Below are 17,690 nucleotides of genomic sequence, written 5' to 3'. Positions count from 1 at the left end.
CAGGGTTTATAAGTCGTTTCGACGGTGGGAGACACGTCTTATATATGGCTCGTCTGAGTCGCGGGCGACCCGTTTGCGGATCGAGTCGCTCTGGCGTTCGAGATGGGACCGATCGGGTGTCCCGCTCCCGCTCCGACGTGACGCCCGAACTAATGTGCTTTTGAACGTCGGGGGCCTCCTCTCGGGTATGACCGAAACCCTCACCCTCGCGACCCGCGGGTCGGATCTGGCCCTCACACAGGCCGAGACCGTCCGCGACGCGCTTTCGACACGCAAACGCGAGGTCGATATCCGCCGCGTCGAGACCCGCGGCGACCGGATCCCCGACGAGATGATCCATCGGCTCGGGCGCACGGGAGCGTTCGTCCGCGCGCTCGACGAGAAGGTGCTCGCCGGCGACGCCGACCTCGCGGTCCACTCGTTAAAAGACGTCCCCACGGAAGGGATGGACGACATGGTCGTCGCCGGCGTCCCCGAACGCGCTCCCTCAGGCGATGTCCTCGTTCACCCGGAGGGGTCGGCCCTCGACGACCTCCCGGCCGGCGCCGTCGTCGGGACTGGCTCGCTCCGCCGAACCGCCCAGATCAAGGCGGCACGACCCGACCTCGACGTCGAACCGATCCGCGGCAACGTCGACACCCGGGTCGAGAAGCTGCTCGCGCCCGGCCTCCAGGCGGAACACGAACGCCGGCTGATCGCTTCCGGCGAGGCCGCCGCCCTGACCGCGGAGGGCGGCGAGGAGGTGTCCGAGGACGATACCGGTTCCGACGGCCCCGACGGCGACACCGACGCGTCGTTCGAGCGGAGCGTCGAGGAGTGGTTCGACTCGCTCTCGGAGCTCGAACGCTCGGCCATGGAGCGCTCCGTCGACGTCGAGTACGACGCGCTCGTGATGGCGGAAGCCGGACTGCGTCGGTCCGGGCTCTACGACGACGGCCGAACGACCCGACTCCCGCGCGAGGAGTTCGTTCCCGCCGCGGGCCAAGGAGCCATCGCCGTCACCGCGACGGATCCGGACACCATCGAGGCGATCCGGTCGGCGATCGACCACCCCCGAACCCGGGTGGCGGCGACCGTCGAGCGGACGGTGCTTGCCGAACTCAATGGCGGCTGTATCGCCCCGATTGGCGTCTCGGCGCTGGTTCAGGGGGAGCACGTCCACACCCGGGTTCGCGTGCTCTCCACCGACGGCACGGAGGAGGTGGAGGGAACGCGGGACCTCCCGATCCGCGACCACGCCGGCGCGGCGGAGTCGTTCGCGGCGGATCTGGCGGACCGCGGTGCGGCGGACCTGATAGCCGAGGCGCGTGAGACGGTCGACTCGGCGGCGAGCGGCGACGAGGAGGGGAACCCCGATGAGTGACCGAGCCGGCGACGACGGTGACCACGACAACCCGCCGACCCGGACCCGCGAGGACGATGTCGGGACGGTGTACCTCGTCGGGTCCGGACCCGGCGACCCGGACCTGATGACGGTGAAGGCGGCCCGGCTGGTCGAGTCGGCGGACGTCGTGCTCCACGACAAGCTCCCCGGTCCGGAGATCCTTGGGGAGATACCGGCGGCGAAACGCGAGGACGTCGGCAAGCGTGCCGGCGGCGAGTGGACGCCTCAAGAGTACACGAACCGACGGCTGGTCGAGTTGGCCGAGGCGGGCAACTCCGTCGTCCGGCTCAAAGGCGGCGACCCGTTCGTCTTCGGTCGCGGCGGCGAGGAGGCCGAACATCTCGCCGATGCCGGGATCCCCTTCGAGGTCGTTCCCGGCGTCACCTCCGCGGTCGCCGGCCCCGCGGTCGCCGGGATCCCGGTCACCCACCGCGATCACGCCTCCTCGGTTTCCTTCGTCACGGGTCACGAGGACCCCACGAAAGAGGAGTCGGCGGTCGACTGGAACGCGCTCGCGGCGACCGGCGGGACCATCGTCGTCCTGATGGGCGTCGGCAAGCTGCCGGCGTACACCGCCGAACTCCGCGGGGCGGGCCTCGACGGCGACACACCCGTCGCACTGGTCGAGCGCGCCACGTGGCCCAACATGCGCGTCGCGACCGGCACGCTCGACACGATCGTCGCGGTCCGGGACGAGGCGGAGATCGAGCCGCCGGCGATCACCGTCATCGGCGAGGTTGCCGCGACCCGCGATCGGGTCGTGGCGTTCTTGGAGCACGCCGGCTCCGCGCCGGTGGCCCAGCCCGAGGCGAACACGGGAGCGGATCAGGAGAACGCCGTGGACGCGGACACGGGTGGTGAGGACGCGTGAGCGACGCCCCTCGTGTCGCCGTCTTCCGCCCGAACGACGAGCGGATCGAGGACGCGATGGCCGCGCTGGCATCGCTCGGAGCCGATCCGGTCGCGGACCCGATGCTCGCGATCGAGCCGACCGGCGAGACGCCCGCCGACGCGTCGTACGTCGTGGTAACGAGTAAGACGGGGGTCGAACTCGCCGCGGACGCGGGCTGGGACCCGGGTGACGCGACCCTCGTCGCCATCGGTCCGGCGACCGCGGCCGCCGCCCACGACGCGGGCTGGACGGTCGACATCGTTCCCGAGGAGTACACCTCCGCGGGGCTCGTGGCGGCCCTCCGCGACCGCGTCGACGGGGTGTCCGTCGAGGTCGCACGGTCGGATCACGGCAGCGAGGTCCTGCTCGACGGTCTCGCCGAGGCGGGCGCCGACGTGACCGAGACCGTGCTCTATCGGCTGACACGCCCGGCGGCGGCCGGCGACTCGGCGGTGGCTGCCGCCGGGGGTGAACTCGACGCGGTCGCGTTCACCTCCTCGCTCACGGTGGCGCACTTCCTCGAGGCGGCCGCGGAGCGGGGCGTCCGCGACGCGGCCCTCGCGGGCCTCGACGAGGCGATCGTCGGCGCGATCGGTGCGCCGACCGCCGAGACCGCGGCCGAACACGGGATCGACGTCGACGTAGTTCCCGACGAGGCCGCCTTCGACGCTCTCGCAACCGCCGTCGTCGATGCTGCCGGGATGTCGGCCGACGCGACCGACGCGGAGTAGGCTTCGGGCTACCGGAGCTCGGAATGCCGCCCGCCCGACATCTGCCGTCTCCCTCGGTTCTCAGATCCGATAGCGGCGGCGTCGATCATCACCCGAGCCCGACGGGTTTCGACTCGATCGATCGGTACCTTTCATTCTGACGCGGTAACGAACCGAAACGACCCGAACTCCCACGAGCCTCGGGATCTCTCGATGAGTTACCGTCCGTGGTCGAGATATCAAAAACAATAACTGGGTGCGTGGGTTTATACTCAGTCGTCTGATATCGCACGGTATGGAATCGAGCGACCGGTGGACGACACGGGTCGACGACGGCACGCTCGTCGTCGAGTTCCCGCACGGGACGGGGTTGAGCCCCGCCGACGGCGAGGCGCTGCTCGACCGGTGGCGAGCGCTTACCGCCGACCGACCGATCGGTGCCGTCGTGATCGTTGTGCGGACGAGCCGCCCGTGTTCCGACGCCGGTCGCCGAGCGCTCCGAGAGTCCGCACAGATCGCGGTCGCCCGCGGTGTCGAGCGATTCGCCGTCGTCGGCGAGCGCTCGAAGCGACGCTACCTGAAGCGCACGATCGACATCGAGGACGTCACGGTCGAGGCGTTCAACGACCGCGAGACCGGGGTGGAGTGGGCTGACTGTCGATCCGGATCCGGCCCGGCGGTCGGATCGTCACCGTCGTAGCGTCCCCCTCTCCATGACCGTCGAGTGCGGTTTCGATCGAAGTGCTCCCCCGGTCTCTACTTATCGTCCTGCCGTCTCGATCCCCGCCGCCTCGACGACTCGCTCCGCGTGACGAGTGGCTCGTTCGCGAACCGCGTCCGCGTCGATCCCGACGTGCTCTCCGCCGTCGTATCTGACCGTTCCGGCGACCATCGTGAACACCACGTCGTCGCCGTGTGCCGCGTACACGAGATGTGAGAGGGGATCGTGAAGCGGCGTCGCCCGCGTCTTCTCCGTGGTGAGCCCGATCAGGTCCGCCTCGTACCCTGCTTCGAGGCGGCCGATCCGATCGAACCCGGCCGCCCGCGCGCCGTTGATCGTCGCCATCGCGAGGACCGTCTCCGCGGGGAGGCGGGTGGGGTCGCGTGCGTCGACCTTTCCGAGTAGACTCGCCTGTCGCATCTCCGTGAACGGGTCGAGCGTGTTGTTACACGGCGGGCCGTCGTTGCCGAGCGCGACCGTGATCCCGCGCTCGAGGTAGTCGTGGATCGGCGCGATCCCCGAGGCGAGTTTCATGTTCGAGGAGGGACAGTGGGTGACGACCGTGTCGGTTTCCGCGAGGATGTCCCGCTCGCTCTCGTCGGTGTGGACGCAGTGGGCGAGCGTCACGTCCGGCCCGGTGAGACCGACCTCGTCGAGCCAGTGGACGTTCCGTTTTCCCGTCGCCTCCTCGACGGTCGCGATCTCGTCTTTGTTCTCGCTGGCGTGGGTGTGGATCGCCACACCGTCGTAGCGGTCGGCTATCTCCCGACAGCCGCGGAGACAGGCCTCCGTACAGGTGACGGCGAACCGCGGGGTGACCGCGTAGCGGATCCGACCGTCGGCCGCGCCGTGGTACTCTCCGATCAGCGCCTCCGTTTCCGCGAGCCCGGCGTCGGTCGACTCCAAGAGCCCGTCGGGCGACTCCTTGTCCATCAACACTTTCCCGAGTCGTCCGCGGATCCCGGTTTCGATCGCCGCCTCGAACGCCTCGGCTGCGTGGTTGACCGAGAGGTGGTCGACGACGGTCGTGGTCCCGGACTCCAGACACTCGAGATAGCCGAGCTCTGCCGCGGCTCGCGTCGCCTCGGCGTCCATCGCGGCCTCCATCGGCAACACGGCCTCGAACAGCCAGTCGAGCAGTTCGTCGTCGTCGGCGATCCCCCGCCCCAGCGACTGGACCGAGTGAACGTGGCCGCCGACGAGTCCCGGCGCGACGATGTCGAACGCGCGGCGTTCGTGATCCGGGTGCTCCGAGAGGAGGGCGTCGGCCTTGCCGACCGCCGTGATCGTCGATCCCTCGATAACGACTGCGCCGTCGTCGATGACGGTCTCCGGATCGGCGATGACGGTCCCTGTGATCAGCATGTCCGTCCGTTCCTGACGGCCGATTCTTAAGAGGGTGTCCCTCGCGGGCCGAGCGTGACCGACCCCGACCGGCCGCGTCGCCGCCGACCGTTCGACGACACGTCACGTCGCCGGCCTCTCACTCCAGTTCGCGCTCGCGACGCTCGCCGGACCGGCTTACGGACCGATCCGCCGACCGGGTTCTGCTTCGGCCGTCGACGCGCTCGTCAAGCGGTTCGGTCTCCAGCAGCCGGTCGAGCCGGCGCTCGAACTCCGCCTCGTCGATTTCACCGGTCGCGTAGCGATCGCGCAGCTCCGCGACCGGCTGCTCTGCGGTCGTCGATTCCGAGACGTCTCCGTTGCTCTCGGAGGCGACGAGCGGGAAGTCGTCGCCGAGCAGCCACACCAGCGGAATCAGGAGGAAGTACCCGGTGACGAACGTTGCGGGGACCGCCACGCCGAGTCCGAGCACGGCGAACAGCGCGGTGAATCCGAACGCGAGAACCGCGATGAGGCCCGAGAGCCGCACCTTTCCGAACGTCGGGAGGGACATACCGCCGCGGTGTCACTGAACCCTGAAAAACGCACCGCCGTGATCGTCGACGGGACGCCCTATCGCGTCGTCACTGACGACGCTCCCGTGTCGCGATCAACGGTACCCCAACGTCGCGACCGACGCATAGCGGCGTCGCGACCGACGCCTATTCGGCACTGCCTCCCCCACTCGGATCCGTGCTCAGATACGTGACGACGAACCCGGGGAAGGTTCGCGAGGCCGAGGAGTATCTGCCGGACGGATCCGTCGAACGGCTCGACTTCGACTACGCGGAGATCCAGTCGCCCGAACTCGGCCCCATCGCGGCCCGAGGCGCTCGCGAGGCGTACCGGGAGGCCGGTGAACCCGTCCTCGTCGACGACGCGGGACTGTTCATCGAGGAACTCGACGGGTTTCCGGGCCCGTACTCCTCGTACGTCGAGGAGACGCTCGGCATCGAACGCGTCCGGGAGGTCGCCCGCCCGCTTGCGGACGCTCGCGCCGCGTTCCGCTGTACCCTCGCGTACTGCGACGGGGAGGGGTTCGCCGCGAGCCCGGATCCCGTCGACCGCACCGATCGTGAGGCGGCCGCGGCCGCAGGCCCCGGTGAGAGCGACGGCGACTCAAGCAGAACGACCGACGACGAGACCGCAGACCGATTCGATCCGCTCCCGGTCAAGCTGTTCGAGGGCTACGTTCCCGGGCGAATCGTCGACCCACGCGGCGACGGCGGCTTCGGCTACGACCCCATCTTCGAACACGACGGCGAGACGTTCGCGGAGATGGACACCGAGCGGAAAAACGCCGTCTCCCACCGCGGTCGCGCCCTCGCGAAATTCGCGGAGTGGTACGCGGACAGGTGACTCGAGGTCCGGGCTCCGTCCGCCCACTACTCACCAGTCCCGCGCGTCCCGATCCGGCCCGGGGTACTCTCCGCCGATAACCGCCGGATACAGTCGTTCAGGATCGAACACGGTCGCGAACGCTCGCGGCTCGCGAACGCTCACGGGCAGTCGATCGCGGAGTCCGGCGGCGGCCTTCGGACCGGTCAACGTCGGGTCGAGACTTATGACCTGCATCGCGCCGCCGTGGTACGCCGACGCCAACGCGGGGTGATCCCCATCCGTGTGGTCCACCCGGTCCCGCCACGCCGCCACTTTCTCGCGCCAGTCGCTTGCGAGGTCGGGATCCGTAAGCGACGCCACGATCGCCGCTGCGTCGTCGAGCAACGGATCGCTGGCGACGAGCGTCGTCCAGGAGTGCTCCCGGAGGATATCGAGCGCGTCGCGTGCGCCACCACCCACCAGCAGATCCGCTGCCAGCACGTCCGCGTCGGCGACGACTCGGGCGGGGCTCGGCTCCGGCCGCCCACTCATTCGCGATCGCTCCGTTCCGCGCGTCGCTCCGCGAGCGTCCGGCTGACATCGTCCGTCTCGACGGCGTACTCTCCTCCTCGCTCGAACAAGTCCTCGAAGGTCATACGACACCGTCGTCCTCCGTCCCTATCGGCTTACCGGCCGAGCGGAGCCCCGCCCCGTCGGAACGTCGGCCGAACGGATCACACCCGTCTGACGCGGATATAAGTCGCTCCAGTCGGTCGATTTTGATGGGCGCACGGCCCGGACTGGTTCCGGTTCGCCGCGCCGATTCCCCCGGTTTTTCTGACCGATGTAATTACCCAGAGATGTGGGTACAGGACGTGTGAAATAAAAAGCCTAGGCCGGAATTTGAATCCGGGGTCTCGTCCTTACCAAGGATTTTTTCGAGATCGCCTCAAACCGGCCACTTCACGGCCACTATCGCCGGTTCTCGACCTGACTCGTACCTTCTCATCCCGAAATAACTGCACGATCCTATAAATAAACGATGGTACACTCTCGGGAGTCACAGGAGTACGTTCCAGATAACAGGACTCAGAAACAACAAGAGCCACTCATCACGACAAGCTCTCGATAGACTCACTATCCGGAATCGGCTCCAACGAGGAAAGCGATACTTGGTAGTTGTACTTCTCGATTGACGTAGACCATTTTCGATTCCCGTTCAGAACCATCTCCTTCGTTGCCATCCCCAGAAACTTCACCGAAGTATCGCCCTCCAGATGTCCGAGAATAAAGAGGTCAGCGTTCACACTCTCTTCTTTTACCGAAAAGACGTACGGCTTGGTTTGTCTCGTTTTCACATCAATCGTCTGCTCAACACCGTCGATGGATGTTTTAAAATCGACACCACCGTCAGACCACTCCACCAGTTCCGAATTGACCTGAAGGTCAGCATAGATGGCGAACGCTATCTCGCCTATCATCCCAACCTGATGCCGATTCTCTGGATTCTCACCTCCTGTATTTTGATGATTATCGTATCCCTCCCGTTCCTCGAACGACTTGTTTCGATCCGTTCCCATCTCACGAGCCCGCCGAACATACCGGGGCGGAACATCAACGGTGACAGTCATTCTTGTACCTCCGCACCAGTTCGAAAGCTGGTGAGTTCGTCGATGCGGTCTTCCAGGTCCTCGATCTCCCGGCGGAGGTCCTCTGCTTCTTCATCTTCCGAGGCCGCCAATTGGTCCTTGAGGCCCTGGAGTCGCGTCTCTTTGCGTTCCTCGTCCACCTCGGCCTTCCGAACGTACTCGCTCTCTTCGACTTCGTACACGTCGCTCTCGGACAGCTCCGTGACATCCAGCGCGTCGTCTACCTTGTCACGGTCAACACCCAGCACACGCTCACGGTCGATTCCGGCCCCTTCAAGCGTCCCCAGCACTTCCTCGTCGTCCTTCAGCGAGCGGTTCCGGCGCGTGGTTCGCTGAACAGACCCGAACGGTCCGGACACCGGTCGGTCGTGATGGAGCCGGTTCAACAGTACGTCGGCCACGTCCTTGCGGAGATCGTTCGCGTTGCGCTGAACGTCCGAGAGAAGCGTGTAGAGGTTTACGAGAGCGTCCGTATCCATGTCTTCGAGGACTTCCATCTCGTGGCGTTCGAGCGCGTCAACGAGCAGAAGAGCGTCCGCATACACATCCAGATCTGGCTCGGTACGTTCTTCCTCGCTCTCCTCGGATTCATCCCTGACATCGAGTAGCTGGCTCGTGGTCGATCCCTCCTTCTCGGCGATCATGCCTTGGTCCTCGTCGATCTCGAACCGTGGATGCACACTCAGCACAGCCGGATACGGATCGGCATTTGGCGGGAGTCGATCCAGTTCGAAGCCACCGGGTTCCTCGGTGATCCGCCGATACAGCGTCTCGAACTGATCGCGTTGGAGCGGCCGAGTTTCGTCTATGTCGCGGTCGAGGAACTCGATGACGACCCGTTGTTCCTGTACGTCGGTCACGCGAAAGCGATCGTGCGACAGCGGCGTGATCAGCGTAGCTCCCTCGGGGAGATCGTCGAGTTCGTCCAGAAGCGTATGCCAAGAGACGCTGAAGGTCATAGTTCGACTGTCGAGCGCAGGCAACAAAATCGTCTGGGTCGGGCCGAATCCGTGCGATGCTGTCGGGACGTGAGTAGAGAATCGGAAGACAGCGGCTACTTCGCAGATTGTGCTATTGAGACCACCAAATGGTGCTATCTGCGAGGTAGGATTGCCGGTTTGCTGAGCCGAGGCTGGAAGTGAAGACCGTGATCGGGTCGATGGTCCGACAGCAGGGTCGCGCTCGTCTTGACCTTCCCTCGGCAATAAACCCCGCACAAGAAAACCTAACGGGCTCGACATTACTCATTAATCAATGCCAACATTCGAGCGATTCAGGCACAGCCCGTCAGAGTAGTAACTCGATGTGATCCAGTACTTGTAGTCGTTGATTTCAACCTTCTTGAACTCGTTACCGTTGTATATCTCACTCTCACCGTTCTGCTCGATATACTTCCTGAACTGGTGGAAGATTTCTAAGTCCTCACCATCGTACCAGTCACTAACCACATACTCATGCTCATCTATCCCCTCATAATCGTCCTCGTCGATATGATTCCAACTCAGTGACTCCGCCCACTCGTGGAGATCGTCATCGGTGTCCATACTGCTCCTCAACAGCTTCCAGCTACACCAACTTTCACGTTGCTCTATTCGACGAGGGGAATGAACGCACGAGGGCAAAGCTGATTTGTAGGGCTTGTATATCGTCTTGTGTGACAGATAGCCTCGCGGATCAATTGGCCGGACTCAAAAGCGATCTTGATGGGCTTCCGGAGGCTAAGGAGCCGCCGTCAACGACACTCCAAATCATTCGGAACAACCAGCAGGAAGAAGAGTGGCAACAGCTTCTGTTCCACTATCTATCTCCGGACGAACCACATGGCTTGGATCACGCGCTCTTGGAGCACGTCCTGTCGGCACTCTCCGATCGAGACGATATGGATTTCACGTTCTCCGGGCTGGATCTCGCTGATGTTCAAATCAAGCAAGAGGTTACGATCCCGAACGGCCGACGGCCAGACGCTGTTGTGTGGGCTTCTGAAGAGTGGTTCATTTGCTGGGAGCTGAAGATCAATGCCCCTGAGGATGAAGATCAGACACGGGATTACGCAGATGCCAATTCGTTCCAGAGTATCGATTTGGCAAAAACAGACGTTCCCGAGAGCGGCCACCATTATGTGTATCTTGCGCCGAAGGATGCTTCACCTCCGGAAGCGGAAGAGTTTGTCCACGTCTGGTGGAGATGGGTAGCCGATCAGATTCAGACGTTTCTGAGCGAGAGTCACGGCGAATACCCTGCTCGAACAACGGCACAACTTGACCAGTTGATCGGAACAATCCAAAGTGAAGTAAAAATGACTGAATATCAGGAAAACCAGCAAGAAAAAGCAGAGCTGTACTTCGAGTACTACGATGCAATAACTGAAGCACAGGAAGCGTATGAAAACCGGTGGGATTGGTTCGCCAATAACTGGGGAAACCAACTGGTCAAGTCCATGGATAGTGTTGAGCCAGTCGAGATCTCCTCTCTACGAGATAGCGATATAGCGGTTGAACTCTCTCAGCCATCTATCGAAGATGAGACGTGGATCTTTTCACAAAGTGGTTCAGACTGGGCAACCTTCTTCAAAGAAGGATGGTTTCGCCACAAGGATGACCTGTCAAATATCTATGTCCCAGATGAAAACCGGGATGATATTTGGGTAATGTTCTGTCATCGTTTGGAAAAGAACAGAGAAAAGGCCATCAAGGATAATTTATTACAGATTAGGATAATTAACGGTTTAGGGAATAGTGATGAGTTCAATGACAAATTTAGACAAACATTCATCACTAAAGCCGAAAACAGCAACGACGAGATGCCATCATCAGTGACCGTTCCTGGTACCCGTAGCAGTCCACTTACCGCGACCTACAACATCCCGGTAAGAGAGTATGGTGATTTCTTCGAAGCATATGTCGCGGCGTTGGACGATGCATTTCACGATCTGGTGCTTGAGAACCATCAAATAATTACTCTCATCGATGAAGCGTATGAAGAGTCTCTTGAGGTATTTGAGTGAGCCCCACAGCAGGGTTGCGTTCGTTTTGACCTTTCTCCGCCCAGAAGCCTTCGCCCACGGGGACAGATACGTTCAACAATCTGGCCTCGGTACATTCTTATAATGGATGTCAGCACACTGGAGACACTGAGAGACGAATACCCAACATCGAGTTGGGCACTCTGGAGTTCGGACTTCCCTTCAGAGGGCTGTATCGAGGAGAGCCCGGGGAGGCTCTACGAGTTCATTAAGCGCAACCAGGACCGATTGCGACCGTCGATTGTGTTGCTGTCGCTGAATCCCTCTACACAATTGCCGTCCGACTACCAGAACTTCCACTCGACGGAGCCAAAACATCGCAACGACCAGTTCCGAGATTTTGTCGAGGACGCTGATCTCGGAGGGGCCTATATGACGGATCTGGTCGAGCGAATTGTCGATGCGAACTCAGGGAACGTAGATCCGACCCCGGACGATGTCGAGCACTTCTTTGAACAACTGGACCTCCTCGATCAGGAGACCTATCATATCCTGTGCTTCCACGAGAAAGTGTTCCAGACGCTTATGAACTATTACGATTCGAGGGAACGAGAACTCAACCACGACATCCGGGCGTTTCGCGCCGTCCAAGGCGGAGTCCGATTAGAGTGCTATCGCGTCTGGTTTCACGCCAACTGGGGCGCGAACCGGGACAAGATCCCCGCGCTACGGAACCAACTGACGTTCCTGAGCTCGGAAATCATCGGCGACGAACTTGCGGATCTCTCTCGGTGGGTCGAGTGACCGGCCATCCCCGAGAACCAGGATCACCAACTGACCCGTAACAAGAATCCAATAACGGGTGAGTTGGCGATTCACTCCCCGAACTCGATCATCTCGTACGTGTTGCGTCAATCCCACGTCGAAGCATCCCTCAATTTCCCTCTCACTCGAAGGAGTTCGATAGCTGTGATTAGCGCAGAAACCACTGCAATCGAAATTTCTGAGCCTGGGGTCCGTGTATAGTATATTTCGAGGAGTGGAGGTGCCGCCCCTACTGCAAATATAGCTAATGGAAAAACCAATAATGTTTTCTTATCTATATATTTGATACCTGTTATGATGTCGGACAACATATAGCTCGGTTCACAGGAATCACTAAAATAGCCCCGCTGGTTCTGACCACCTACACCTCAGACATAAAAGCGCCATAGATAGACTATCCGACGACAGCATCATCAAGACACCGGGTAACCACTAAACGGCTGTTAGAGTGTCCATACAGATTTAATTCGGGAAGTACAGATCTGTCATTATTCTATATACTAATAGGGAAACACCGATTCTGTCGAATTGATTCGTTTGAGGGGCTAAAGATGTGGATTAGGAGTAAAGTCGAGTGCCACCCCTGCTGTCGAGACGTATGCTGGGGTAGGTTGGCGTCCGGGCTTCAATAAATCCTCAACCGTCGCGACAGCAGGGTGCGGCCACGTCCTGATGTATCAGTATCTCTCTCTCTCTCGGGCTTTCTGTAGTCTCACTCGAATGAATCAACCGCCATCTGGGACACCAACGATGGTCTTCCTTCCTCGTCGTTACTGTCTTGTTCAGGAGCAACAGCCATCCAGCAGACCAACTTTACCTCCTCCTTCTCTTCGAGCTGAGGGAGCGGATCTGGGGCTTCGTACGGCTGGAGTCCGAGATCCTCAACCTTGGCAACCAGCTCGCGGGATTTCTCGACCGGGGCGAGCGACTCGTCCTCATAGATCTCGCGGAGTTCACGCTCATACCGCCGTGGCCACGGCGCTTCGACCGAGGAGACTGTTGTCTGGAGCTTCTCCTGGGTCATATCGTCCGGCCAGTGGTCTCGGAGATGCTGACCCACCTCACGGAACAGCTTCCGGATGTCGGGCTGGACATTCAGCGGGTCAGTCTGTTCCTGCCACTGCTGGAAGATGTCACCACGGGCCTCCTCCCAGGCGTCATAGACTCGCTCGCGCATCCCGTCGGGAAGGACACGCTCTGTCTCCTCCGTACACTCGATTCGCTTGAGGCAGGTGAGCGTGTCCTGAATGAGTACATCGTCGTCATCGTCACCAGTCTCAATCGTCTCCCACTCGCGGGGGACGTACCGCATAAAGACCTCGTCGCCAATCCGCGCACAAAAAAAGTAGCCCGGATTCTGCCCCTCAAACCCTGATCCTGCGGCCCAAGGAAGTGACGTAATCTGTCCCTCACGGGACTGTAACCCCTTCCGGAGTTCCTGCCGATACTCTTCTCCGGAGTAGGCCGCCGCCTGCTTCCCGCCCTCCTCGTACACATCGCTCTCCTCATCGTGGATTGAGCCGATGTCCTCAAGCTTGTCCGAGAAGTTCTGCTCCAGAGTCTCCATGTCCGGGATGACCTCGCTGTCCACACCGATCGAGCGTGCCGCCTGCGTGAGCTTCCGCCGGACCCGGTGTTCGAGTTCGAGGAGTTCGTCCAGACGGTCCTCCGGGAAGAACGAGATCGGATAGATTTCTGAGTGGGGCGAGTTTACGCGATCGATCCGTCCGTTTCGCTGGACGACACGCATCGGGTTCCAGGGCAGGTCGTAATTGATCACCGTGCGGGCTTCCTGAAGGTTAACACCCTGCCCGAGCACGTCTGTCGTCACCAGAATGTCGAACTCGTCAGTAGCGTCCGGTGGGGCGTCCGAGATGTTCGGTGCGAACCCATAGACGGCTTCCTCTCGCGTAATGCCACGCTTTGAGTCCTCGCCAGAGACGCCAGCGATGCGACCCTCATAACACGACAGTTCGTCGTCCTCCGCGACGGTGTCCTCGAGATAGTCGAGGATCCAATCGACTGTATCCTCGTAGTACGAGAACAACAGCACCTTGCGGTTCTGGCGGAACGCCGCCTCGACGTTCTCATCGTCCACCTCCCCCGCCTCAGCGTCCTCACGGGCGAGTTCTACCACGTCATGGAGGGTATCTCGGAGGGCGTGAAGTTTCTCGTCCTGGTCACGACTCACGGCCCGTGCGCCGTCGTGCCACCGTTCGAGGATCTCGATGTCGTGTTCGAGGTCGGCACGAAGCTGATCGGGGTCGGCCTCCGCCGCCGCGAGTGGGACACGACCTCCTTCAGCCTCTTCGAGCATCTCCTCCCAGGCCTCGTCGCTGTCCGTCTCCATCCACTCGTCGATGGCGTCGGAGTCCGGGAAGTAGCCCTCGTCCATCAGCTGAAGGGCGGCACGGTTCTGTGCCACCATCCGGTTGAGCGTGTTGGCGAACGCGTGGCTGGAGGACTCGAATCGCTTGAGCAAGCCGGTCCGCAGGAGTCCGACAAGGGAGAGTTCCGAGGCGTTCTCCTCACCCTCCAGATAGTACGACGGACGGTAGCGGGCAAGCGTCAGTTCTGCCTCCTCGTGATCCCCGGCGGCGAGCCCCCGCGCGACATCGCCGAAGTACTCGTCGCCGAACGTCTCGGAGAACTCGTAGTCAACCCGCCGTGGATGCTGGTCGGGGAAGCTGATCCGAACGGAACCCCCTTCTCCATCGGGCATCGTGGCGTTCTCGTAGTGGTTCTTGATGAACCGACGCGTGCGGCGGACCGTCGTCTCGTCGAGTACGTCGAACAGCATGTCTGGACTCAGATCCGACGGGTCCTCCGCCTGGGCCTGCTTGAACCGTTCACGGAGTGACCGAATCCCCTCGTGGGCGAACGCCGCGTCGTTCTTGATGAAGTAGTCGAGCTCGTAGTATAGGTCCCACAGCGAGTTGTTCACGGGCGTTGCCGTGAGCATCACCACGTCCTTCGGCGGGTCGCCACGGAGGAGTCGGCGGAGGGCATCGGCTTGCTGAGTCCCGGGGTTGCGGAACGCATGGGCCTCGTCGATGACGACGAGCTGGTACTCATCGACTTTGAGATCAAGGTTGTTGGCGTCGCCACCGAGTTGACTGTCGTTCCGGAGTTCAGCGTAGGAAATCGTCTCGAACTGAATACCCCACTCGCTCGGCTTGCGATTCCACATCCCGTCGCGGAGGTACGCCGGTGCGACCACAAGAGCGCGCTGACGGTTCTCGTGGACGTACTGATGGAGGAGTTCACCCGCGATGTATGTCTTCCCGAGGCCGACCTCGTCGGCGACGATGACGCCACCGTGTTCATCGAGGAACCGGTTCGCGCGACGGACACCGTCTTCTTGGAAGGTCGTGAGCCCGATACCGCCCTCTTCCTCGCGTTCCTCTTCGAGTTCTTCACCGTATCGCTCGTAGAGCACGCGGAGGTACACCAGGTACGGGTCGTAGGGCTCGAACCGTTCCTCGTACAGCCCGGCGAGATCGAACGGTTCGCTCTCGCTCCAGAGGTCCTCGAACCAGTCCTGTACCTTGCCCGTGACGTGGGGGTCGTACGTGCCGAGGTTGAGTTCGAGGTTCGAATTCAGGCCTGCGCCAGTGAAGTTCGACGAACCCGCGATGACGCCCTCGTGGTCGGAGAAGAGGTAGGCCTTCCCGTGAACGAAGCTATCCTCGTGCCGACGGATCTCCACGCGGTCGCTGTTCAGGAACTCGACGAGGTCCTGAAGATTCTCGTCTATCTCGCGGGAGAAGCCCAGCAGATTCCGGTCCTGTTCGAGGTTCTCATCGAGTCGCTGAAGAGCATCGTTGATGCGCTTCTGGTCGTACTCTTCGTCCAGTGGTTCACCTGGTTGTCGCCACCGTTCGGTACCCTCGTATTCCGGCTGGGCACCGATGAGAAGTCGGACCTGATCGACGTGCTCCAGGCCCTCGGAGACCGAGAAGTACCCACGCGGGTTGAAGTAGCCCGTGACGACATCCAGATTCGGGTCGTCGGCGAGTCGGTCGTCGATCTCTTCGAGGTAGCCATTGATGGCCGTGGCGAGCGTGTTCCCGCTCCGGTTGTCAACGAACTGCGGGCGCTCGAAACGACTGCGTTCAGTCATCGTTGCGTGTTCCAGCCGCTTGTTCCGCCTCGCGGTTGGCGTGATCGAGGTCGAGTCGGTCGGCCCAGTCTGCGTAGTAATCGAGCACGCGTTCGAGACGCTCATCGTAGTCCCAGCCGTCGTGGAACGTCTCGAAGATCACCTCGACGTGGTCACGGGAGAGCCCGTATAGATGCGCAACGACAGCATCGAGTTCGCAGATCTTCTCCTGTTTCGTGTCTTCGTCGAGCGGTCCGTAGTCGACACCGAGTGCTTCGGCCCAGTCTGTATAGCGGTCATCTACTGCGGCGAGTCGTCCCGCGAGATTAACGGCTCTTCGACGTAGTTGATTCTCGCTTGAAGCTCGTGGTATCGGTATTCCATTGAAAATATAATAATCTAAATGCTTTTCTACGAAACGACGGGCATACCAATCCGCTGGAATGGATGATAGGACCCCGATTAGGTATGCCTCGTCGGTCTCGTCACCCCGTTCCCAAAGCAAGAGCGGATCTGCATCCCGCATAAACACTTCTGGGGGAATGAGAGCGGCACGAATTGTCCGAGTATCTGTCGCCCGGGTCACCCTACGGAACGCTATTGACGGGCGGAAACAGGGGAGTTCCCTATCCGTGTCTGGCCACTTCCGACTTCGAGATCGCTTGTCTCGAAGATATTCAACCAGCTCATCTCGATCTCCCCAGCCATAGTACGAATTTGTGTCCGGTTTCCAGACATCGAATGATTCACCTTTGTAAACCGGCCAGACGGTTGTATCGGCCTCACTGGGTGCGTCAGCATCAAGTAGATCTCCTGCGGTAATCCCTGTTCGATAAGGAACGACACTCCACGAATCCTCAACGCTCGCGGAAATACGTGGTGACTTTTGGAGTTGGCCGAACGCACTTATCGCCCGGTCTTCGGGCGGTAACAGAGGAAAAGCGCAAACATCGGTCCATTCTCTGACTTCGTCGATAGTAAACCTCGAGGGATCTTTCCTTACGCCTTGGTTGAACTCGTTTTCACTCGCGTACGGCCCTCTAATCGGAATCGTGGCATCGTCATTAGGAAGTGACCTACGGAGCGAAACCAACCCAATCGTGTATCGAGGCTCCATCTGGAAGGCCCACCGATTTTTGTTCTTCACAAATGTAACATCGTCGAAGGTTCCATTCTCAACAGCATGACGTCGGAAGGCCTCCGAACCCTTCGCCATAAATGCTTCTCGGGGGAGAACGACACCGATCCCCCCGCCATCAGTTACCACATGCCAGAAACGCCAACAAAACGCTTGGTATAGATCCGGGTCACCAGATCCAATACCTTTGTACGGGCCGTTCGTAAGTATTTGAGACCGCTTGTCAGCCTCTTCTCTTTGCTCGGACAGGTCTTCAACTAAGTCAGGACGCTCTGCTTCAAGTTCCGATATTTGTACGTGTTTACCCCGAGGTCTCGACAGCCGGCACAGCGTGAGCCCGTGAGATCATTTCATTGTTGCTGACGACTCGACGAAGCTCTTCGTATGGATTGCGTCCCTGCTGGCGCCACGTCGCCAGCAGGGACAAGATCGTCTCGTGAACGAACATTCCTCGGTCATTACGGAGCGTTCCGATGATTTTCCGGAGAACCACTGGCTCACGAAGTGCATTCTCTGCGGCATTGTTCGTCGGAGAGACCGCTGGCTCACCGACGAAGGTGAGCCAGTGGTCGAGACCTCCTTCGATCTTCCCGAGCAGTGTTGC

15 protein-coding genes and 1 pseudogene are annotated in these 17,690 nt (G+C 61.0%); 7 read left to right on the top strand and 9 right to left on the bottom strand.

Annotated elements, in window-relative coordinates; all coding sequences use genetic code 11:
- Positions 1-187: 187 nt before the first annotated feature.
- The 4 genes from hemC to J2751_RS08860 all read left to right on the top strand — a co-directional run bounded on the left by hemC (position 188) and on the right by J2751_RS08860 (position 3,686).
- Positions 188-1,363, top strand: a complete 1,176-nt coding sequence (gene hemC / locus J2751_RS08875) for a hydroxymethylbilane synthase (RefSeq protein ID WP_209485270.1) — start codon at positions 188-190, stop codon at positions 1,361-1,363.
- Positions 1,356-2,255, top strand: a complete 900-nt coding sequence (gene cobA / locus J2751_RS08870) for a uroporphyrinogen-III C-methyltransferase (protein WP_245202696.1) — start codon at positions 1,356-1,358, stop codon at positions 2,253-2,255. The genes hemC and cobA overlap by 8 nt, the downstream gene beginning before the upstream one ends.
- Entirely contained in the window at positions 2,252-3,007 is a 756-nt protein-coding gene (locus J2751_RS08865; protein ID WP_209485269.1) for a uroporphyrinogen-III synthase, read from the top strand. The genes cobA and J2751_RS08865 overlap by 4 nt, the downstream gene beginning before the upstream one ends.
- Positions 3,008-3,281: 274 nt before the next feature.
- A complete protein-coding gene (locus J2751_RS08860) occupies positions 3,282-3,686 on the top strand; it encodes a hypothetical protein (protein WP_209485267.1) in 405 nt (134 codons plus the stop codon).
- 60 nt (positions 3,687-3,746) lie between these two features.
- Here J2751_RS08860 and J2751_RS08855 read toward each other — a convergent pair whose 3' ends face one another.
- Together J2751_RS08855 and J2751_RS08850 are read right to left on the bottom strand one after the other, a co-directional pair.
- Positions 3,747-5,072: a 5'-deoxyadenosine deaminase gene (locus J2751_RS08855; protein ID WP_209485265.1), complete on the bottom strand. Its 1,326-nt coding sequence runs from the start codon at positions 5,070-5,072 to the stop codon at positions 3,747-3,749.
- Between the two features lie 118 nt (positions 5,073-5,190).
- A complete protein-coding gene (locus tag J2751_RS08850; RefSeq protein WP_209485263.1) occupies positions 5,191-5,604 on the bottom strand; it encodes an SHOCT domain-containing protein in 414 nt (137 codons plus the stop codon).
- A 179-nt stretch (positions 5,605-5,783) separates the two neighbouring features.
- Here J2751_RS08850 and J2751_RS08845 point away from each other — a divergent pair, with 179 nt between their 5' ends.
- The gene (locus J2751_RS08845; RefSeq protein ID WP_209485261.1) at positions 5,784-6,449 is read left to right on the top strand and encodes a non-canonical purine NTP pyrophosphatase; all 666 of its coding nucleotides are present in this window, start codon (positions 5,784-5,786) and stop codon (positions 6,447-6,449) included.
- Positions 6,450-6,479: 30 nt separating this feature from the next.
- On the opposite strand, the pseudogene J2751_RS08840 reads toward J2751_RS08845, so the two are convergent.
- The 4 genes and pseudogenes from J2751_RS08840 to J2751_RS08825 all read right to left on the bottom strand — a co-directional run.
- Positions 6,480-6,947: pseudogene (locus tag J2751_RS08840) on the bottom strand (DUF7384 family protein); the annotation flags it as partial.
- Positions 6,948-7,522: 575 nt separating this feature from the next.
- The gene (locus tag J2751_RS08835; protein WP_209485260.1) at positions 7,523-8,041 is read right to left on the bottom strand and encodes a hypothetical protein; all 519 of its coding nucleotides are present in this window, start codon (positions 8,039-8,041) and stop codon (positions 7,523-7,525) included.
- A complete protein-coding gene (locus J2751_RS08830; protein WP_209485258.1) occupies positions 8,038-9,018 on the bottom strand; it encodes a hypothetical protein in 981 nt (326 codons plus the stop codon). The genes J2751_RS08835 and J2751_RS08830 overlap by 4 nt, the downstream gene beginning before the upstream one ends.
- 288 nt (positions 9,019-9,306) lie before the next feature.
- Complete coding sequence (locus J2751_RS08825) at positions 9,307-9,603, bottom strand: hypothetical protein (protein WP_209485256.1); 297 nt, start codon at positions 9,601-9,603, stop codon at positions 9,307-9,309.
- 110 nt (positions 9,604-9,713) lie between these two features.
- On the opposite strand from J2751_RS08825, the gene J2751_RS08820 reads away from it, so the two are divergent.
- Positions 9,714-11,063: a PD-(D/E)XK nuclease family protein gene (locus J2751_RS08820; RefSeq protein ID WP_209485254.1), complete on the top strand. Its 1,350-nt coding sequence runs from the start codon at positions 9,714-9,716 to the stop codon at positions 11,061-11,063.
- Positions 11,064-11,165: 102 nt separating this feature from the next.
- Positions 11,166-11,825 carry a hypothetical protein gene (locus tag J2751_RS08815; protein ID WP_209485252.1) on the top strand — a complete coding sequence of 220 codons (660 nt, stop codon included), beginning with the start codon at positions 11,166-11,168 and terminating at the stop codon, positions 11,823-11,825.
- Positions 11,826-12,558: 733 nt separating this feature from the next.
- On the opposite strand, the gene J2751_RS08810 is transcribed toward J2751_RS08815, so the two are convergent.
- The 3 genes from J2751_RS08810 to J2751_RS08800 form a co-directional block, all read right to left on the bottom strand.
- Positions 12,559-15,969, bottom strand: coding sequence for a helicase-related protein (locus J2751_RS08810; protein ID WP_209485250.1), 3,411 nt, complete (start codon positions 15,967-15,969; stop codon positions 12,559-12,561).
- On the bottom strand, positions 15,962-17,164 hold the full coding sequence (locus J2751_RS08805) for a hypothetical protein (protein ID WP_209485248.1): 1,203 nt from the start codon (positions 17,162-17,164) through the stop codon (positions 15,962-15,964). Before J2751_RS08805 ends, J2751_RS08810 begins: the two co-directional genes overlap by 8 nt.
- A gap of 223 nt (positions 17,165-17,387) precedes the next feature.
- A partial coding sequence (locus J2751_RS08800; RefSeq protein ID WP_209485246.1) for an IS66 family transposase occupies positions 17,388-17,690 on the bottom strand: 303 nt, incomplete at its 5' end.

The organism is Halorubrum alkaliphilum (genome assembly GCF_017873815.1).
GTDB lineage: Archaea > Halobacteriota > Halobacteria > Halobacteriales > Haloferacaceae > Halorubrum > Halorubrum alkaliphilum.
Note: the sequence above shows the minus strand (reverse complement) of the source record. Positions and strands in the feature narration are given on the sequence as shown.